This is a genomic window from Algoriphagus halophilus (assembly GCF_041729275.1).
In the GTDB taxonomy this organism is placed as follows: Bacteria; Bacteroidota; Bacteroidia; order Cytophagales; family Cyclobacteriaceae; genus Algoriphagus; species Algoriphagus halophilus_A.
This window is the reverse complement of record NZ_CP146486.1, coordinates 1,466,414-1,482,500: the sequence shown is the minus strand read 5'-3', so window position 1 is coordinate 1,482,500 and position 16,087 is coordinate 1,466,414. Positions and strand designations below refer to the sequence as shown.

At 40.6% G+C, this 16,087-nt stretch carries 13 protein-coding genes, 1 rRNA gene and 2 pseudogenes (1 of these 16 only partly in view); 10 read left to right on the top strand and 6 right to left on the bottom strand.

Annotation, left to right across the window (positions count from 1 at the left end; all coding sequences use genetic code 11):
- The 10 genes from V8V91_RS07950 to V8V91_RS07905 form a co-directional block, all read left to right on the top strand.
- Positions 1-1,987, top strand: a 23S ribosomal RNA gene (locus V8V91_RS07950) (it extends 879 nt beyond the left edge of the window).
- A 649-nt stretch (positions 1,988-2,636) separates the two neighbouring features.
- Positions 2,637-3,242: a hypothetical protein gene (locus V8V91_RS07945; RefSeq protein WP_373399614.1), complete on the top strand. Its 606-nt coding sequence runs from the start codon at positions 2,637-2,639 to the stop codon at positions 3,240-3,242.
- A 71-nt stretch (positions 3,243-3,313) separates the two neighbouring features.
- Positions 3,314-4,786, top strand: a complete 1,473-nt coding sequence (locus V8V91_RS07940) for a heavy metal translocating P-type ATPase (RefSeq protein ID WP_373399613.1) — start codon at positions 3,314-3,316, stop codon at positions 4,784-4,786.
- Between the two features lie 166 nt (positions 4,787-4,952).
- Positions 4,953-5,741 (top strand): HAD-IC family P-type ATPase, encoded by a 789-nt coding sequence (locus V8V91_RS07935; RefSeq protein WP_373399612.1) that lies wholly within the window; start codon positions 4,953-4,955, stop codon positions 5,739-5,741.
- A 1-nt stretch (position 5,742) separates the two neighbouring features.
- Entirely contained in the window at positions 5,743-8,052 is a 2,310-nt protein-coding gene (ccoN, locus tag V8V91_RS07930) for a cytochrome-c oxidase, cbb3-type subunit I (RefSeq protein ID WP_373399611.1), read from the top strand.
- Positions 8,053-8,063: 11 nt separating this feature from the next.
- Complete coding sequence (locus V8V91_RS07925; protein ID WP_074225022.1) at positions 8,064-8,246, top strand: cytochrome C oxidase Cbb3; 183 nt, start codon at positions 8,064-8,066, stop codon at positions 8,244-8,246.
- A complete protein-coding gene (locus tag V8V91_RS07920; RefSeq protein ID WP_373399610.1) occupies positions 8,243-9,157 on the top strand; it encodes a cbb3-type cytochrome c oxidase N-terminal domain-containing protein in 915 nt (304 codons plus the stop codon). The genes V8V91_RS07925 and V8V91_RS07920 overlap by 4 nt, the downstream gene beginning before the upstream one ends.
- 63 nt (positions 9,158-9,220) lie before the next feature.
- Entirely contained in the window at positions 9,221-10,636 is a 1,416-nt protein-coding gene (gene ccoG, locus V8V91_RS07915; RefSeq protein ID WP_373399609.1) for a cytochrome c oxidase accessory protein CcoG, read from the top strand.
- A 4-nt stretch (positions 10,637-10,640) separates the two neighbouring features.
- Positions 10,641-11,078: a FixH family protein gene (locus V8V91_RS07910; RefSeq protein ID WP_373399608.1), complete on the top strand. Its 438-nt coding sequence runs from the start codon at positions 10,641-10,643 to the stop codon at positions 11,076-11,078.
- Positions 11,078-11,782 (top strand): sulfite exporter TauE/SafE family protein, encoded by a 705-nt coding sequence (locus V8V91_RS07905; protein WP_373399607.1) that lies wholly within the window; start codon positions 11,078-11,080, stop codon positions 11,780-11,782. Before V8V91_RS07910 ends, V8V91_RS07905 begins: the two co-directional genes overlap by 1 nt.
- Here V8V91_RS07905 and V8V91_RS07900 read toward each other — a convergent pair.
- From V8V91_RS07900 to V8V91_RS07875, 6 genes and pseudogenes are all read right to left on the bottom strand, one after another.
- Positions 11,779-12,243: a hypothetical protein gene (locus tag V8V91_RS07900; RefSeq protein ID WP_373399606.1), complete on the bottom strand. Its 465-nt coding sequence runs from the start codon at positions 12,241-12,243 to the stop codon at positions 11,779-11,781. The two genes, V8V91_RS07905 and V8V91_RS07900, sit on opposite strands and share 4 nt — an antisense overlap.
- 2 nt (positions 12,244-12,245) lie before the next feature.
- Positions 12,246-13,136, bottom strand: a complete 891-nt coding sequence (locus V8V91_RS07895; protein WP_373399605.1) for a radical SAM protein — start codon at positions 13,134-13,136, stop codon at positions 12,246-12,248.
- Positions 13,137-13,239: 103 nt separating this feature from the next.
- A pseudogene (locus V8V91_RS07890) lies at positions 13,240-14,282 on the bottom strand (VWA domain-containing protein).
- 39 nt (positions 14,283-14,321) lie between these two features.
- Positions 14,322-14,858, bottom strand: a complete 537-nt coding sequence (locus tag V8V91_RS07885; protein WP_373399604.1) for a hypothetical protein — start codon at positions 14,856-14,858, stop codon at positions 14,322-14,324.
- A 56-nt stretch (positions 14,859-14,914) separates the two neighbouring features.
- The gene (locus tag V8V91_RS07880) at positions 14,915-15,157 is read right to left on the bottom strand and encodes a hypothetical protein (protein ID WP_373399603.1); all 243 of its coding nucleotides are present in this window, start codon (positions 15,155-15,157) and stop codon (positions 14,915-14,917) included.
- Positions 15,150-16,027: pseudogene (locus tag V8V91_RS07875) on the bottom strand (DUF58 domain-containing protein). Before V8V91_RS07875 ends, V8V91_RS07880 begins: the two are co-directional and overlap by 8 nt.
- Positions 16,028-16,087: the final 60 nt, after the last annotated feature.

Sequence of the window (16,087 nt, the reverse complement as noted above, 5' to 3'; positions counted from 1 at the left end):
GGAGGTAGAGCTACCGATAGGACTAGGGGGAGTCAAACTCTACCAAATCCTGACGAACTCCGAATGCCGTCATACCAGAACCGGCAGTGAGGGCTGGGGTGCTAAGGTCCCAGTCCGAGAGGGAAAGAACCCAGACCTTCCGCTAAGGTCCCCAAATCTATGTTAAGTTGAACAAAGGTGGTCCAGTTGCAGAGACAGCCAGGAGGTTAGCTTGGAAGCAGCTATTCCTTTAAAGAGTGCGTAACAGCTCACTGGTCGAGCGACAGGGCGTCGATAATAATCGGGCATCAAACATAGTACCGAAGCGAAGGATTGTCCGCCACGGCGGACAGTGGTAGGGGAGCATTCCAACGGCGGTGAAGCTACAGCGTCAGTTGTGGTGGAGCTTTTGGAAAAGCAAATGAAGGCGGTAACGATAATGTGGGCGAGAAACCCGTACACCGTAAGACTCACATTTCCTGATCAACGCTAATCGGATCAGGGTTAGTCGGGACCTAAGGCGAACCCGAAGGGGGCGGTCGATGGCAAATGGGTTAATATTCCCATACTAATTATACAGGTGATGGAGCGACGGAGTGATGAAAGATCCGCGCGGTGACGGAATACCGCGTTAAAGGTAGTGTGTATTGGACCCATAGTTAAATGCGTGGGTTTAGCCGAAGCTGATAGTACCGAGCGTTTACGGACAATCGGATAGTGATCCTAAGTGGCTTCCAAGAAAAACTTAGCGTTAAGCGTATAATTACCCGTACCGCAAACCGACACAGGTGGTCGAGGAGAGTATCCTAAGGTGCTCGAGGAATCATGGCTAAGGAACTCGGCAAAATAGCCCTGTAACTTCGGGAGAAGGGGCGCCCCGAGCAATCGGGGCCGCAGTGAAGAGGCCCAGGCGACTGTTTAACAAAAACACATGGCTTTGCAAAGTTTAACGACTAAGTATAAGGCCTGACACCTGCCCGGTGCTGGAAGGTTAAGAGGGAGTTATCGCAAGAGAAGCTCTGAAATCGAAGCCCCAGCAACGGCGGCCGTAACTATAACGGTCCTAAGGTAGCGAAATTTTTGTCGGGTAAGTTCCGACCTGCACGAATGGTGTAACGATCTGGGCACTGTCTCAGCCATGAGCTCGGTGAAATTGTAGTCGCGGTGAAGATGCCGCGTACCCGCAACGGGACGGAAAGACCCCATGCACCTTTACTGCAGCTTAGCATTGGTACTGGACAAATGATGTGTAGGATAGGTGGGAGACTATGAAGCGGGTTCGCCAGGATTCGTGGAGTCACTGCTGAAATACCACCCTTTGTTTGTTTGGTATCTAACCCCGAATGGGGACATTGCTTGGTGGGTAGTTTGACTGGGGTGGTCGCCTCCAAAAGGATAACGGAGGCTTCAAAGGTTCCCTCAGTACGCTTGGTAACCGTACGAGGAGTGCAATAGCATAAGGGAGCTTGACTGTAAGGCCGACAAGCCGAGCAGGGTGGAAACACGGGTATAGTGATCCGGCGGTTCTGAATGGAAGGGCTGTCGCTCAAAGGATAAAAGGTACGCTGGGGATAACAGGCTGATCTCCCCCAAGAGCTCATATCGACGGGGAGGTTTGGCACCCTGATGTCGGCTCGTCACATCCTGGGAAGCTGGAGAAGGTCCCAAGGGTTGGGCTGTTCGCCCATTAAAGTGGCACGCGAGCTGGGTTCAGAACGTCGTGAGACAGTCTTCGGTCCCTATCTGTTGCGGGCGTGGGAAGTTTGCGAGGACCCACCTTAGCACGAGAGGACCGCGACTGACCGCTGGTGTACCGGTTGTGATGCCAATTGCATTGCCGGGTAGCTACGTCGGGAAGAGATAAGCGCGAAAGCATCTAAGTGCGAAACTCCCCAAGATGAGACTTCCAAATAGGGCCGTCAGAGACGATGACGTTGTATAAAGGCGCAGGTAAAAGGCAGTAATGTCATAGCTGAGTAGCGTTTTAATTGCTCAAAAGCTTACCGCTGTTTAGCAGTTTCTGCCAAGACATGTTAGTAAAGTCAGAAGTAGAAGTACTGGGCATGAATTACCTACTACCGAAGAAGAACTTAAGATATTAGATACAGGAAAAGCTGATCACAGATCACTGATGACTGTATACTTACAGATTAGGCGGCCGAAGAAGCGCAGGGTCCCACCCTCTTCCCATCCCGAACAGAGAAGCTGCTTCCTGCAGCGCCGATGGTACTGGGGTTACACCTGGAGTAGGTCGCCGCCACATTATTCAAGCCCTTTGATCACTCCGGAAGGGGCTTTTGTGTTTTTTAGCCCCCAAGAAACAAACCGATCCTAAGGTCCCCTGTCTTCTTGCCAGCCATGCTGGCTTTTTTGGTGGTGTGCCAATCAATCGAATTCAAGTATTCCAAATTTAGAATCTGCCTTATAGCTTTTTCAAATCACTTAATTTTCCCTTCAGAATTCTATTTTTTCTGTTTATAAATGCTCTATTGATTATCTACAATAGCGACTATCCATTCCAGTTTTCATTGACTATTGAAATAAAATTCAAAAACTGACTTTTATCATTTTTCCAACTAGGAATGGTCATGAGCTGTAAGTGCTCTCTTGAATAGCTTTGAATAAAGTTATTCTATATGGAAGCCAAGCCTTCAAGTATGACGAAGTTTGATCTACCCACCCAATTGATCAATGTTTTTCACCAAGAGATTTTGGATGAAGAGTTTAATCCAGCGATTGAACTTAACAACCTTGCCATTGATGATTCACACCCTACTTTGTTTTCATTAGATCTTAATAAAGTATTGGATTGGTTGCAAACCCATGAATATCCTAAATCATTGGAAAAAGAACCTTGCCAAACGCCTGTCTTACTTTATGTCCCTAAATTCTCATTGAAACATCTTCTATTTCACTATGATGGGACTACCGATTCAGCCAGAATCATCCATAAGTTTTTGTTCCTATTTCAAGACTTAATCAAGGAGAGCAAAGCTACCATCATTTCACCCAGTTTTATTCCAAAATCCAGGTCTAGAGAGGAACAGGATATTATCCAAAAGATCTCTTCAGCAACCAAAGAGACAAGTTTTATCAAATTCAATTTTATGAGAATTGGAGACTTTTGGTCCTATTCAGTACAGCATGACTGTACTTTATTAGTCACGACAAAAACCTACCAACAAGAGCTCTCTAATGTGCTTTTTGATTTTTACAAAGGAGAATTATGGGATGATCAATTATCATTTTACCTATCCTTATAATTAATGACTTCACCTGACTTTAATCATGTTTTTTTATTACTTATTTAAGTAAATTTAGTAAACTAATACTCATGAAAACCACCTCTAATTCAAATTCTATTACTAAATGCTATCATTGCGGAGAGGTGTGCAATGAGTTGGACTTGGTTCATGATGATAAACACTTTTGCTGCCAAGGCTGTAAACTAGTCTTCGAAGTTCTCTCTGAAAATGACCTGTGTAGCTACTATGAGCTAGAAGAATTCCCCGGTGAAAATCAAAAATTAAAGAGTTCCAAAGAAAATAGATTTGACTACTTAGAAGATGCAGACGTTCAGTCTCAATTGTTAGATTTTAAAAGTGATTCTGAAAGCCATATTACTTTTACTATTCCTCATATCCATTGTGCATCCTGTATTTGGTTGCTCGAAAACCTAGTTCAAATCCATTCTGGGATCCTTTCAAGTAGGGTTGATTTCATAAAGAAGAAAGTTCAAGTCAAATTGAATCAGCATAAAATCAGTTTAAAGGAGCTGGTTTCATTGTTGGCTACCATCGGTTATGAACCAAAAATTAGTTTATCTGATCAAGGAGGTAAACCCAAAACTACGATAGACAAAAAACTGATTTCCCAGTTAGCAGTAGCAGGGTTCTGTTTCGGAAATATGATGTTGTTCAGTTTGCCGGAGTATTTTTCAGAAACCCAATTCTTAGGAGAAGGATTTAAAGGCTTATTCAATTATTTGAATGTCTTGCTTGCTTTACCGGTCGTTTTCTACTCTGCGAATAGCTATTACGTATCTGCTTGGAATTCTCTCAAACAGAGGAAAATCAATATGGATGTGCCTATCGTGCTGGGAATTATTGCATTATTTCTTTATTCCCTTTGGCAGATATTTATTTTTGGGAATGCAGGTTTCATGGATAGTCTAGGAGGATTATTGTTCTTCCTTTTGTTGGGTAAATATTATCAGCAGAAAACTTTTTCGGCTTTGGAATTTGATCGGGATTATAAATCCTATTTTCCAATGGCCGTAACAAAGCTTGTTCAAGACAAAGAAGAAGTAGTTCCTATTTCTAAGCTTGAAATAGGGGATGTCATCTTAATAAGAAATGAGGAATTGATTCCTGCCGATGCTATTTTACTTAGCGACCAAGCTAGTATTGACTATAGTTTTGTCACAGGAGAAGAGATCCCTGTGCCTAAGTCTAAAAAAGAAATTATTTATGCGGGTGGAAGACAAGTAGGAGATCCTATTCTCTTAACTATTCAAAAATCCCCGTCCCAAGGGTATTTGACAGATCTTTGGAACAATGAAACTTTTGAAAAAAAGCAAGATGGATTACTAGAGCCCTTGGCCAATAAAGTAAGTAGCGTGTTTACTTGGACTGTGCTCTCTATCTCTTTCCTGGCTTTTGGATATTGGAGTTTGCAGGATTTTTCATTGGCAATCAAAGCCTTTACTTCTGTATTGATAGTCGCATGTCCATGTGCATTGGCCATGTCTACTCCATTTACGTTGGGCAATACCTTGAAATTTTTGGGAAGGCAAAGTTTTATTTGAAAAATGCTTCTGTCATTGAAAAGATGGCTCAATTAGATACCATCGTATTTGATAAGACAGGTACGCTTACTTCCCTGCCAATGCACAAATAGAATTTGTAGGAGATGAATTGACTTCCCAAACCAAGAATATTTTAAAATCTATGGTTTCAAAGTCCAGTCATCCCTTGAGTAATCGAATCAATTACTATTTAGGGGATAGGGAACTGGAACGAATTACAGATTTTCAAGAAATCAAAGGGAAAGGAATTCAAGCGTTTTACCAAGGACAACTTTTTCAATTGGGGTCTAAAGACTTCACTGGATCAAATTTAGAACCAAGTATCGAGGAAGGTAACCTGGTATATTTTTCTGTAGCTGGCCAAGATCTTGGGTATTATTCCATTAAGTCTGGATTGAGGGAAACTGCCCCATTTGTCATCCAACAATTGGAGGATGAATATGAATTGCACTTACTTTCTGGGGACCATAGCCATGAACAAGTTACTTTACGGGATAGACTGGGAACTTCCATTCAGTTTAAATTTAATCAAAGTCCTTCCGATAAGCTCCAATACCTAAAACACCTGAATCAAGAAGGGAAGCATACGCTCATGGTAGGGGACGGTTTGAATGATGCAGGGGCCTTACAAGAAAGTGAAGTTGGGATTGCAGTTACAGAGCAGATCAGCCATTTTTCTCCTGCCAGTGATGCCATTATGGATGCCACCGTGATTTCTAGTATTCCTGCATTTTTAAGCTTTGCAAAGGCGAATAGGTACATTATTAAAATCAGTTTTATACTGAGTTTTATGTACAATATTATCGGGATTTCCTTGGCAGTTCAAGGTGCTCTCAGCCCCGTAATTTGTGCCATTTTAATGCCAATCAGTAGTATAACGGTAGTGGTATTTACTACAGTAGCAACCAATCTAGTGGCGATGAGAAAAGGATTATTTAAGACAAACTTCAACTAATATGGAGGTGATTTTTCTATTGATCGGTGTGAGTTTAATTCTAGCAGGGACATTCCTTTACCTGTTTTTTAAAGCAATGAAGGATGGCCAGTTTGATGATGATTATACGCCATCCATTAGAATATTATTCGACAGCAAACAAAAAAAGAAACAAAAGATCAACCAACAAAAACAAAGTCCTATGAATGATTCTACTTTAGAAACGTTCCAATATGACAATAAAATTGTCAAGTATTTTGGAGCAGCCACCGTTATATGGGGGCTCGTCGGGATGTTGGTGGGAGTCATCGCTGCCACCCAACTTTTCTTACCAGAAGCCAATTTGGGTAATCCTTATACCACTTTTGGTAGGATTAGACCATTGCATACGAATGCAGTAATTTTTGCCTTCGTAGGAAATGCGATTTTCGCAGGCGTGTATTATTCCATGCCTAGGTTATTGAAAACGCCAATGTGGAATAAAACATTGAGCTGGTTTCATTTCTACGGATGGCAGCTGATTATTTTAGCTGCTGCAATTACCCTTCCTTTAGGTCTTACAACCTCTAAAGAATATGCAGAGTTAGAATGGCCAATTGACATAGCGATTGCTTTGGTTTGGGTGGCATTTGGTGCCAATATGATAGGAACGTTAATCACTCGTAGGGAGCGGCACATGTACGTGGCCATTTGGTTTTACATGGCTTCTTTTGTGACGGTGGCCGTACTGCATATTTTCAATTCCTTGGCCTTACCCGTTTCCTTCCTAAAAAGCTACTCTGCTTATGCTGGGGTTCAAGATGCGTTGGTGCAATGGTGGTATGGTCACAATGCAGTTGCATTTTTCCTTACTACCCCATTTTTAGGGCTGATGTATTATTTCTTGCCAAAGGCTGCGAATAGACCTGTTTATTCTTATAAACTTTCTATAGTCCACTTCTGGTCGTTGATCTTCATTTACATGTGGGCAGGACCTCACCATTTGTTGTATACCGCTCTTCCAGAATGGGCTCAGGTATTGGGTACTGCTTTTTCGGTAATGCTGATTGCGCCTTCCTGGGGAGGGATGGTCAATGGTCTATTGACCCTTCGTGGAGCTTGGGATAAAGTCAGCAATGAACCCGTTTTGAAGTTTATGGTGGTAGCTCTTACCGCATACGGTATGGCGACCTTTGAAGGACCGATGTTATCCTTGAAAAATGTGAACGCGATTGCTCACTATACAGACTGGATTGTTGCTCACGTACATATTGGAGGCTTGGGCTGGAATGGGTTCTTGACTTTCGGAATGCTGTATTGGATGTGGCCAAGAATATTCAAAACCAAGATTTACTCCACCAAATTGGCGAATACCCATTTTTGGATGGGAACCCTAGGGATTATATTCTATGCACTTCCCATGTATGTCGCTGCCTTGACTCAGTTCTTGATGTTAAGAGAGTTTGATGAAATGGGACGATTATCCTATGGTAATTTCTTGCAAACTGTTGTGGAATTGGTACCGATGTATATGTTGAGAGCCTTTGGTGGTTTACTTTACTTGAGCGGTGCCGTGATCATGGTATACAACATGTGGAAAACTGCTCAACAGGGAGAATTCCAAGAATCTGAAGAAGATTCTGCACCGGCTTTGGCTAAAAACTACAAGCCGGCTGGAGAATTTTGGCACAGAGCCTGGGAAAGAAAGCCTGTTTTCTTCACTGTGTTAGCGACTGTTGCAATCGCGATTGGAGGTGCCATAGAGATTATTCCTACCATTTTGGTGAAATCCAATGTACCAACCATTAGTTCTGTAAAACCATATACTCCTCTTGAATTGGAGGGTAGGGATTTGTATATCTCGAATGGCTGCGTGGGTTGTCATTCACAAATGATCCGACCTTTTAGATTTGAAACAGAGCGATATGGAGAGTATTCCAAAGCAGGGGAATTTGTCTATGATCGACCTTTCTTATGGGGATCCAAACGTACGGGGCCTGATTTACACCGTGTAGGTGGCAAATATCCAGATAGCTGGCACTACTTCCATATGATGGATCCAAGATCTATGTCTCCGGGATCCTTGATGCCTCCTTATCCATGGATGGTAGAAAATGAAATGGATTACTCCGATTTACCAGCAAAAATCAGGACACTTCAAAAATTGGGAGTTCCTTATCCAGAGGGGTATGACGAGCGCGCGTTGGCAGACTTGGAATCTCAAGCTGCTCAGATTACTGCTAACCTTAAAGATGCAGGTGTTGAGGTAATGCCAAATACAGAAATCGTGGCATTGATATCTTATTTACAAAGACTTGGTACTGATATCAAGGCAACTTCTTCTAACGAATAAATCAAAAAGTCATGTATAAAGAAGTTTTAAGATCTATCGAAAACATAGAAATCTATCCAATCATTTCGCTTTTGATTTTTGTCCTATTCTTTGTCGCCATGTTGCTATGGGTGATTAAGGTACCTAAATCTTACATAGACCATATGAGGTCACTTCCTATGGAAGATGACGATATTATTAAGAAAGAGCCATGAAAAATATACTAACCTTATTATTTGCTTTTGTTGGGCTTTCTGTGACTAACGCAGTTTTTGCTCAAGCAGTAGAAAGTTCGACTTACGAAAAACTGATGAATATGGATGGGAATCAACTTACCCTTCTAATCATCATGGGGGTCATATTAGGAGTCATTATTCTTCTTTTAATATTGATCATTTATCTCATGTCTTTTATCACTGCAGTGTTTAGAAAAGAAAACCCTGCAATGGCAGCAGAACCAACATGGTGGGAATCCTTTAAAGAAAAGTTCATTACAGGAGATGTCGCAGAAGAAGCGGTGGAGAAAAAGGAAATGACAGATCACTCCTACGATGGGATTACTGAACTTGACAATTTCATGCCGCCTTGGCTTCAATATGTATTTTTAATTACAGCCGTTTTTGGCATAGGTTATTTCCTCAATTACTCTGTATTGGGCTATGGGAAAACAGGAGTGGAAGAATATGAAGAAGAATTGAGAATCGAAGCCATTGCCTCCGAAGAACGTAAGGCCAATGCTGCCGCTGGAATTGATGAGACAACCGTCGTTTTTGATGAATCGGCTTCAGCATTAGCAGGAGGTAAAAGCATCTTTGAAGGTAATTGTGCCGCTTGCCATGCTATTGATGGAGGTGGTGGAGTTGGTCCCAACTTAACCGACGATTATTGGATTCATGGGAATTCGATTTCAGATGTATTCACTGTGATAAAATATGGTGTAGTAAGTAAAGGGATGGTGCCATGGGAGGATCAGCTAAGTCCAGAGGAAATCCAACAAGTAGCAAGCTATATTCTTACGCTTAAGGGTACAAGCCCAGCCAATCCGAAGGAACCTCAAGGTGAATTAGTTGGTGGAGCTCCTGCGGTAGAAACTCCTTCAGAGTCCGATAGTACCGCGGTAGAATAGAAAATAGATTGTTTCCAATAAACCGGAAGAAGAAATTCTTCCGGTGTTTCCATACACTGTATTATGGCAAAAAAGAATCCACATTTAAACCCTGAGAATTTCCGTGATGCCTTGGCAACTGTCCAAGAAGATGGAAAAAGAAACTGGGTATACCCAAAGAAAGTTAGAGGTATGTTCTTTAAATATAGGACCTATCTTTCTTGGCTTTTATTGGCTATTTTATTTGCTGGACCCTTCATAAAGGTAGATGGAAGACCTTGGCTTTTGTTCAATATTTTTGAAAGGAAGTTTATCATATTTGGAGCTGTTTTTTGGCCTCAGGATACCTATTTGTTGATCTTCCTTTTATTAATCTTTTTCGTTTTCGTAATTCTTTTTACAGTAATTTTTGGAAGGGTATTTTGTGGTTGGGCCTGTCCTCAAACTCTTTTTATGGAAATGGTTTTCCGTAAAATTGAGTATTGGATCGAAGGAGATGCCAATCAGCAAAGAGCATTGAATAGTGCTCCTTGGGACGCCGGAAAAATTGGAAAGAAAGGAGCTAAATACCTGATCTTTGGGTTCATTTCATTGATGATTGGTCATTTGGTAATGGCTTATTTAATAGGGGTGGATCAAGTGATAGAGGTAGTTACCCAGCCCCCTTCAGCCCATATGGCTGGTTTTATTGGATTGATTGCTTTTTCGGGAATATTCATGTTTGTGTTTTCCTGGTTTAGGGAGCAGGCTTGTTTGGTTGTTTGTCCATATGGAAGACTTCAAGGTGTTTTATTAGACAATAACTCCATCAACGTCATGTATGATTACGTGAGGGGTGAACCTAGAGCACCAATACGGAAAAACAAGGCAGAACTTGAGCCAAAAGGCGATTGTGTGGATTGCAGCCTTTGTGTACAGGTTTGCCCAACAGGAATCGATATTCGAAATGGAATTCAAATGGAATGCGTGAACTGTACTGCTTGCATTGATGCCTGTGATGAGGTCATGGTCAAAGTAGATAGACCAAAAGGTTTGATCCGATATGCTTCTCAAAATAGTATTAAAGAAGGTTTTCAGAAATTGATCACGGGTAGAGTCAAGGCATATGTGGTGGTTTTGTTGGTATTGGTTGCCGCTTTTGTCTCTTTAATTGCCACTAGAGAACCTATTAATGGAACAATTACTAGATTTCCAGGTATGACTTATCAAACCAGAGAGGATGGAAGGGTATCAAACTTGTATGAAATCACTTTAATCAACAAAACATTTGAACCACAGACGGTGGAATTGACCCCATTGGTAGAGGGGATAGATTTGGAAGTAGTCGGGGATACCCACTGGACCTTGGAGCCCCAATCAAAATTTGAAGGAAGATTTTTCTTAGTTAGAAATCAATCAGATGTACAAGTAAGCCAGGAAAAGGTACAATTACAGTTAAGTGCCGGTGGTCAAGAATTTGGGGATATTGAAACAAACTTTATGGCACCTATAAACAAATAAGACAATGAAATTGACTATGAATTGGGGAACTGGAATATTCCTTTCGTTTTTAGGTTTTATTGTGGTCATCATGACCATGGTGACTATATCGGTTAGAATGGATGGAATTGAGTTGGTGACCGAAAGCTATTATGAAAAGGAAATAGTTTATCAGGATCAAATAGATAAAGAACAGGCCACCTTAGATCAAAACAAGGATATTATGACTTTTGATATGAAGGGGCAAATGATATTGGTGGATCTTCCTTCCGGCGCCTCTGGGACTCTTCATCTTTTCAGACCTTCAGATGCTGCCTTAGACCAAAAAATCAAATTAGATGGTAATAGCCAAAGGGCTATTGAAGTTCCAATTAATCAATTGAAAAGTGGGTATTGGAAGGCTCAATTGAATTGGGTGGAAAATGGAGTAGAATATTATCAAGAAAAGAAATTAAATTTTTGATGCTTTGGACTGCTGTCATATTAGGTTTTTTGGGATCATTTCATTGTGTTGGAATGTGTGGACCTATTGCATTGGCGGTGGGTGGTTCCAATAAAAATAAATTTTTAGGAAATAAAATCATCTACCATGTAGGAAGAAGTCTTACTTACTCTCTTTTGGGGCTTTTGGTAGGCAGTCTTGGTTTTTCTCTGGCATTGGCAGGAGTACAACAAGGCTTATCAATTGGGATGGGAGTGCTTATTTTAATCTTTGCACTATCAGTTAAAACATCAGATCAATTCTTATCCATTCCAATTTTTTCAGGTTTTGTAAAATGGGTAAAAAAGACATTAGGAACTTATCTAAAGTCTGGAAAGACATCAGCTTATTTTAGTACAGGTATGATCAATGGATTATTACCCTGTGGCATGGTCTATATGGCTCTGATCGCTGCTTTGGCCTTGCAAAATCCATGGTTAGGAGCAGCATACATGTTTTTCTTTGGATTGGGTACAGTCCCTCTTTTATTGGCATTAATGATTTCTGGAAGTCTTTTTAGCCTTTCCCTTAGACAAAAATTCCAATCAGCCATCCCATATTTGGGAGTTCTGATTGGGATTCTATTTATTTTTCGTGGACTTGGCCTAGGGTTGCATGGGTTTAGCCCTGATCTGCAAATCTATGACTATGGGGCTAAACAAATCGAAATAACGATGTGTCGTTAAATAGCTTTACTAAACACCTGATGGTGCTTTTGATTACTGGACAGTCTTAGGTCCAACTGTTTACAGACATGACGAATAATGGCCACTCCTGTTTCAGTAATTTTTAATTTTTCACCTTCTATTCTCACCAGATATTCTGACTCCATATTTTTCAGTTTGAAAATCTGATCTTCATTTAGCTTTTTCCAAACCTTGGAAGGAATGTGCGCTTCATTTCTACATATCAAATCTAGGATGATCTCTCTGATCTGAATATCCTCCTCTGTCAAAACGTGTCCCTTTTGAATCGCCCATTGATCCTGATTCAATATTTCTTTATAGGCTTCAATATTCTTTTCGTTTTGAGCATAGCCAAGATGGATATCACTAATACTGCTTGCTCCCAAGCCAATTAATATCTTGGAAGGAGAGGTGGTATAGCCCATGAAATTCCTATGCAAAGTACCCTTATGCTTCGCCAAGTTCAGGGGTCATTGGGTAGGGCAAAATGGTCCATTCCTACCTCCTCGTATCCCATATCAATCAATTTTTTTCTTCCAAATTCATAAAGTTCCCGCTTTTCAATATCCGCTGGCAAATAGCTTTCAAAGCTCTTTTGGGCGGGGAATACACTTGGTAGATGAGCATAAGAATAAAAGGCAATGCGGTCCGGTTTTAAATCAGCGACCTTCTCAAAAGTATCTTCTAAAGAAGCCATGGTCTGATGGGGCAATCCATAAATCAAATCAAAGTTAATAGAGGTATAACCTGATTTTCGGGCGTTTTCAGTAGCTTCGATCACCTTTTCCAAGGGCTGGATTCTGTGAATGGCCTGCTGAACATTCGGATCAAAATCTTGGATTCCATAACTCACTCGATCAAAGCCAAGCCTGCTTAATGTTTGTAAGTGTGCCAACGTGGTGTTGTTGGGATGCCCTTCAAAACTGAATTCAGCCGATTCCAGGATTTCAGAGTTTTGAATGATTTCGCTCAGAAAATATTCTAAGGACTCAGGTTGGAAAAAGGTAGGTGTTCCACCGCCTAGGTGAATTCCAGCTAGTTTGGGTTTTCCATTAAATAGCTTCAGGTATTTTTTCCATTCTACTAGAACAGCATCCAAATATGGGATTTCTACCGTATGGTTTTTTGTAATTCGCTTATTACAACCACAATAGGAGCAAAGACTCTCACAATAGGGTAGGTGGATGTACAAAGTAATTCCTTCTTGTGCACCAAACTGGTCAAAAGCAGTTTGAACGAGCCCTTCCCAAGTTGCTGAATAAAGATTGTTTTCCCAAAGTGGTACCGTTGGATAAGAAGTATAACGAGGAGCAGGTTTGTTATACTTTTCTATAAGTTCTGGTGATAAAGTCATTCTTTTTTCTTTGTACAAAACTGTACTTAAATGACTTTTTTTGACTGACTAGAATAAGAACAAAACCTGATATTTGTCAGGTTTTAGTTGCTTAATAGGATCATTAATCAAGTAAGAAATTATTGAGAAAGCTACTTTTCAGAAGTAACCAGATAAAGAATAATAGCATCCCCCAGAATAAATAAACTCGATAATAATCTGAAGTCTCCTTATACCTATTTTCTATCACTTCCGCTTTTTCCAGGGTATCAATTCTTTCAAAAATACTATTTAGTGTACCGCCATCGGAAGCCCTGAAAAACTCCCCATTCCCAATTTTAGCAATTTCTCTCAAGGTAGTTTCGTCCAAGTAACTTTCGACCATTTGAGGTCTTCCAAAAAATCAGTCCCGTAAGGAACCATGCCATCTTTTCCCACTGCGATGGTATATATTTTTATGTCCAATGCAGAGGCAAGCTCCGCGGCAAACAAGGGGTCTACATTCCCAGCATTACTTTCCCCATCACTCAATAAAATCAACACTTTGGAAGCAGACTCTGATTCTTTCATTCGATTCGTAGCTGAGGCTATTGCCGAACCAATGGCAGTACCTTTTGCTTCCATCATATTAAATGAAATATCCCCAATCAAATCTGTCAAAAGCTGATAATCATTCGTCAATGGTGCAAGTGAATACGCTTCTCCCGCAAACACCACCATTCCAATTCTATCGCCAAAACGACCATTAATAAAGTCAACAGCGGTGGATTTAGCTGCTTCCAACCGGTTTGGAGTAAAATCCTGAAGATCCATTGATTCCGAAATATCCATCACTAGGACAATGTCTATACCTTCCGTAAATTGCTCCACCCGCTCGTTACTTCGCTGAGGTCTTCCTAATGCTATCACGATCATGACCAAAGCCAAGAAGAAGAATCCTGTAGGGATAAGTCTCAGGTAAGTCCAAGGATTGTTTTTTGCGGCTCTTTTAGGAAGTGAAAGTTCTAAAACAGGGTTTTTCAAAAACTTCACGAAAATCCTCAAAAGCATCAGCGCAGGAATGATCCAAAGCAAATGCAGAATCCAAAGATTTTCCCATTCGTATGATTTGAAGGTCTCAGGCAAAAACCAAGACCAGCTAAAAAACTCAGCTAGTTGCTCTTGCATGCTTCATCTCGTTTAGTTTTTCTAAATGTGTTTCTTTTGCTACCTGAAGTAGATAATCAGTAGCTTCTTCACTTTTTCTGAAACCCCTGCATAAATGATCAAGTCAATTGCTCTCAAAGCTTTAAAAACTTCAGGGTCATCCAGTTTTTCTCCGATTTCACTGGAAGTCCATTCTTGGAAAGGCTGATGAGTGAGTTTCTCCATAAAAGATTTCCAGAGTCCCTGAACTTCATCAGCTAGATCTAAGCTAGGGTTTTGGGTAAGGCGGGTCGTTTGTTTGATCCATTCTTTTTCAAATTGCCTCCACCTTCTTTTTTGACTTCTATCCTTCAAAAGGCGTTTTATACGTTCTGCGAAAAGCAGATAGAAAACCAATATTACTAAAACAATTCCTCCAACTAAGACACCTACAACAATCCAATTAAATTCTTTTTCAAGCGGTTGATATACATTGTTTTCCTGAAAAACTGGTTGTTCCGGAATGCTGTCTAAGGTGAGTTTTAATTTTAATTCTGCCTCTAATGGAAAATGCGTGATGCTATCGTATCTAGCCACCTCATATACTGGGAGTGTCATAAATACACTAGGTTCCAGGGAAAAGTTGGATACATAATAGATGGTGCTATCACTGGTTACTCCTTCTGTAGTACTCGAAATAAATGTCTTTTTTCAAGTAATACCAATGGAGAATAATCATACAGTGAATCTGGAAATATGAGTTGTTTCTGTTCAGGGTAGGTAGCTTTTAATACATAACCTACACGTTCTCCAAGTTTTGCAGAATCCTGAAGAAAATATCCATCTATCTTGACTTCTTGAGCCCAGCTTAGAATAGGGAGGAAAAATAAAAGAATGATCTTACTAAGTTTACCCACGTTTCATTCTTTTGTTTCTGTACTTAAATAATTCAATCAAGGGAGCTACAATATCTTGACTCGTATCAATACTTAGGTAATTGATCTGATTCTTTTTGCAAATTTCTTGAAGGTTCACCCGTTCCGAAGAAAAGGTTTCAGCTATTTTTTTGAAAAGCTTCCGAAAGCGGTATTTACCCAAGTTGTTTTCCCTCTCTCTTTATCATAAATAGGAATAATTCCCAGTGAAGGCAAGGCGGATTCTCGTGGGTCAGTCAACTGAATTGCAACCAAGTCATGTCTTTCTGCAAGGGCTCTGAAAGGTCTTTCGTATCCTTCATCAATAAAGTCAGAAATCACAATGATGACACTTCTTTTCTTGATAAGGTTTAAGGCGAAGGTAAACATGGCATTCAAATCAGTTTTTAAAGATTTGTTTTCATGCTCAAAGATTCCTCTGACCATCTTTACACCTTGTTTAGGCCCTTTCCCGGGTAAAATCAGGTTCTCTTTTTGATCAGAAAAGCTGATAAGTCCCACCTGACTACCATCAAAAACGGCGGCCAGATTAAGAACTCCGGCAATGATTTTACCCTGATCTATTTTCTTGTTTCCTACTTGACCAATATCTTGGCTTCCGCTGATGTCCAGCAAGAAATAAACACATTGATCTTTATCTTCTCGAAAGGTCTTCACAAAGGTGCCATGACCTTTAGCTGACACTTTCCATTCGATCGTTCTTACATCATCTCCGTATTGATAGGGACGTAAGTCGTCAAATTCCAAACCAGAGCCTTTGAAAAGAGATTGGTATTCTCCTTGCAAGTGGTTGTTTGCCACTTTTCGGATCATTATCTCGTATTTTCTAAGCTTACTGAATAGTTGATTCATTCCTGGTGATTTGAACTGGCTAATTTATAGGAACAGGTTGAATTATAAAATTTGTCTTAT

Coding starts and splice junctions, on each gene's coding strand:
- V8V91_RS07945 (WP_373399614.1), top strand. CDS start 2,637: ATGACGAAGTTTGATCTACCCACCCAATTGATCAATGTTTTTCACCAA.
- V8V91_RS07940 (WP_373399613.1), top strand. CDS start 3,314: ATGAAAACCACCTCTAATTCAAATTCTATTACTAAATGCTATCATTGC.
- ccoN (WP_373399611.1), top strand. CDS start 5,743: ATGGAGGTGATTTTTCTATTGATCGGTGTGAGTTTAATTCTAGCAGGG.
- V8V91_RS07925 (WP_074225022.1), top strand. CDS start 8,064: ATGTATAAAGAAGTTTTAAGATCTATCGAAAACATAGAAATCTATCCA.
- V8V91_RS07920 (WP_373399610.1), top strand. CDS start 8,243: ATGAAAAATATACTAACCTTATTATTTGCTTTTGTTGGGCTTTCTGTG.
- ccoG (WP_373399609.1), top strand. CDS start 9,221: ATGGCAAAAAAGAATCCACATTTAAACCCTGAGAATTTCCGTGATGCC.
- V8V91_RS07910 (WP_373399608.1), top strand. CDS start 10,641: ATGAAATTGACTATGAATTGGGGAACTGGAATATTCCTTTCGTTTTTA.
- V8V91_RS07905 (WP_373399607.1), top strand. CDS start 11,078: ATGCTTTGGACTGCTGTCATATTAGGTTTTTTGGGATCATTTCATTGT.
- V8V91_RS07895 (WP_373399605.1), bottom strand. CDS start 13,136: ATGACTTTATCACCAGAACTTATAGAAAAGTATAACAAACCTGCTCCT.
- V8V91_RS07885 (WP_373399604.1), bottom strand. CDS start 14,858: ATGACACTCCCAGTATATGAGGTGGCTAGATACGATAGCATCACGCAT.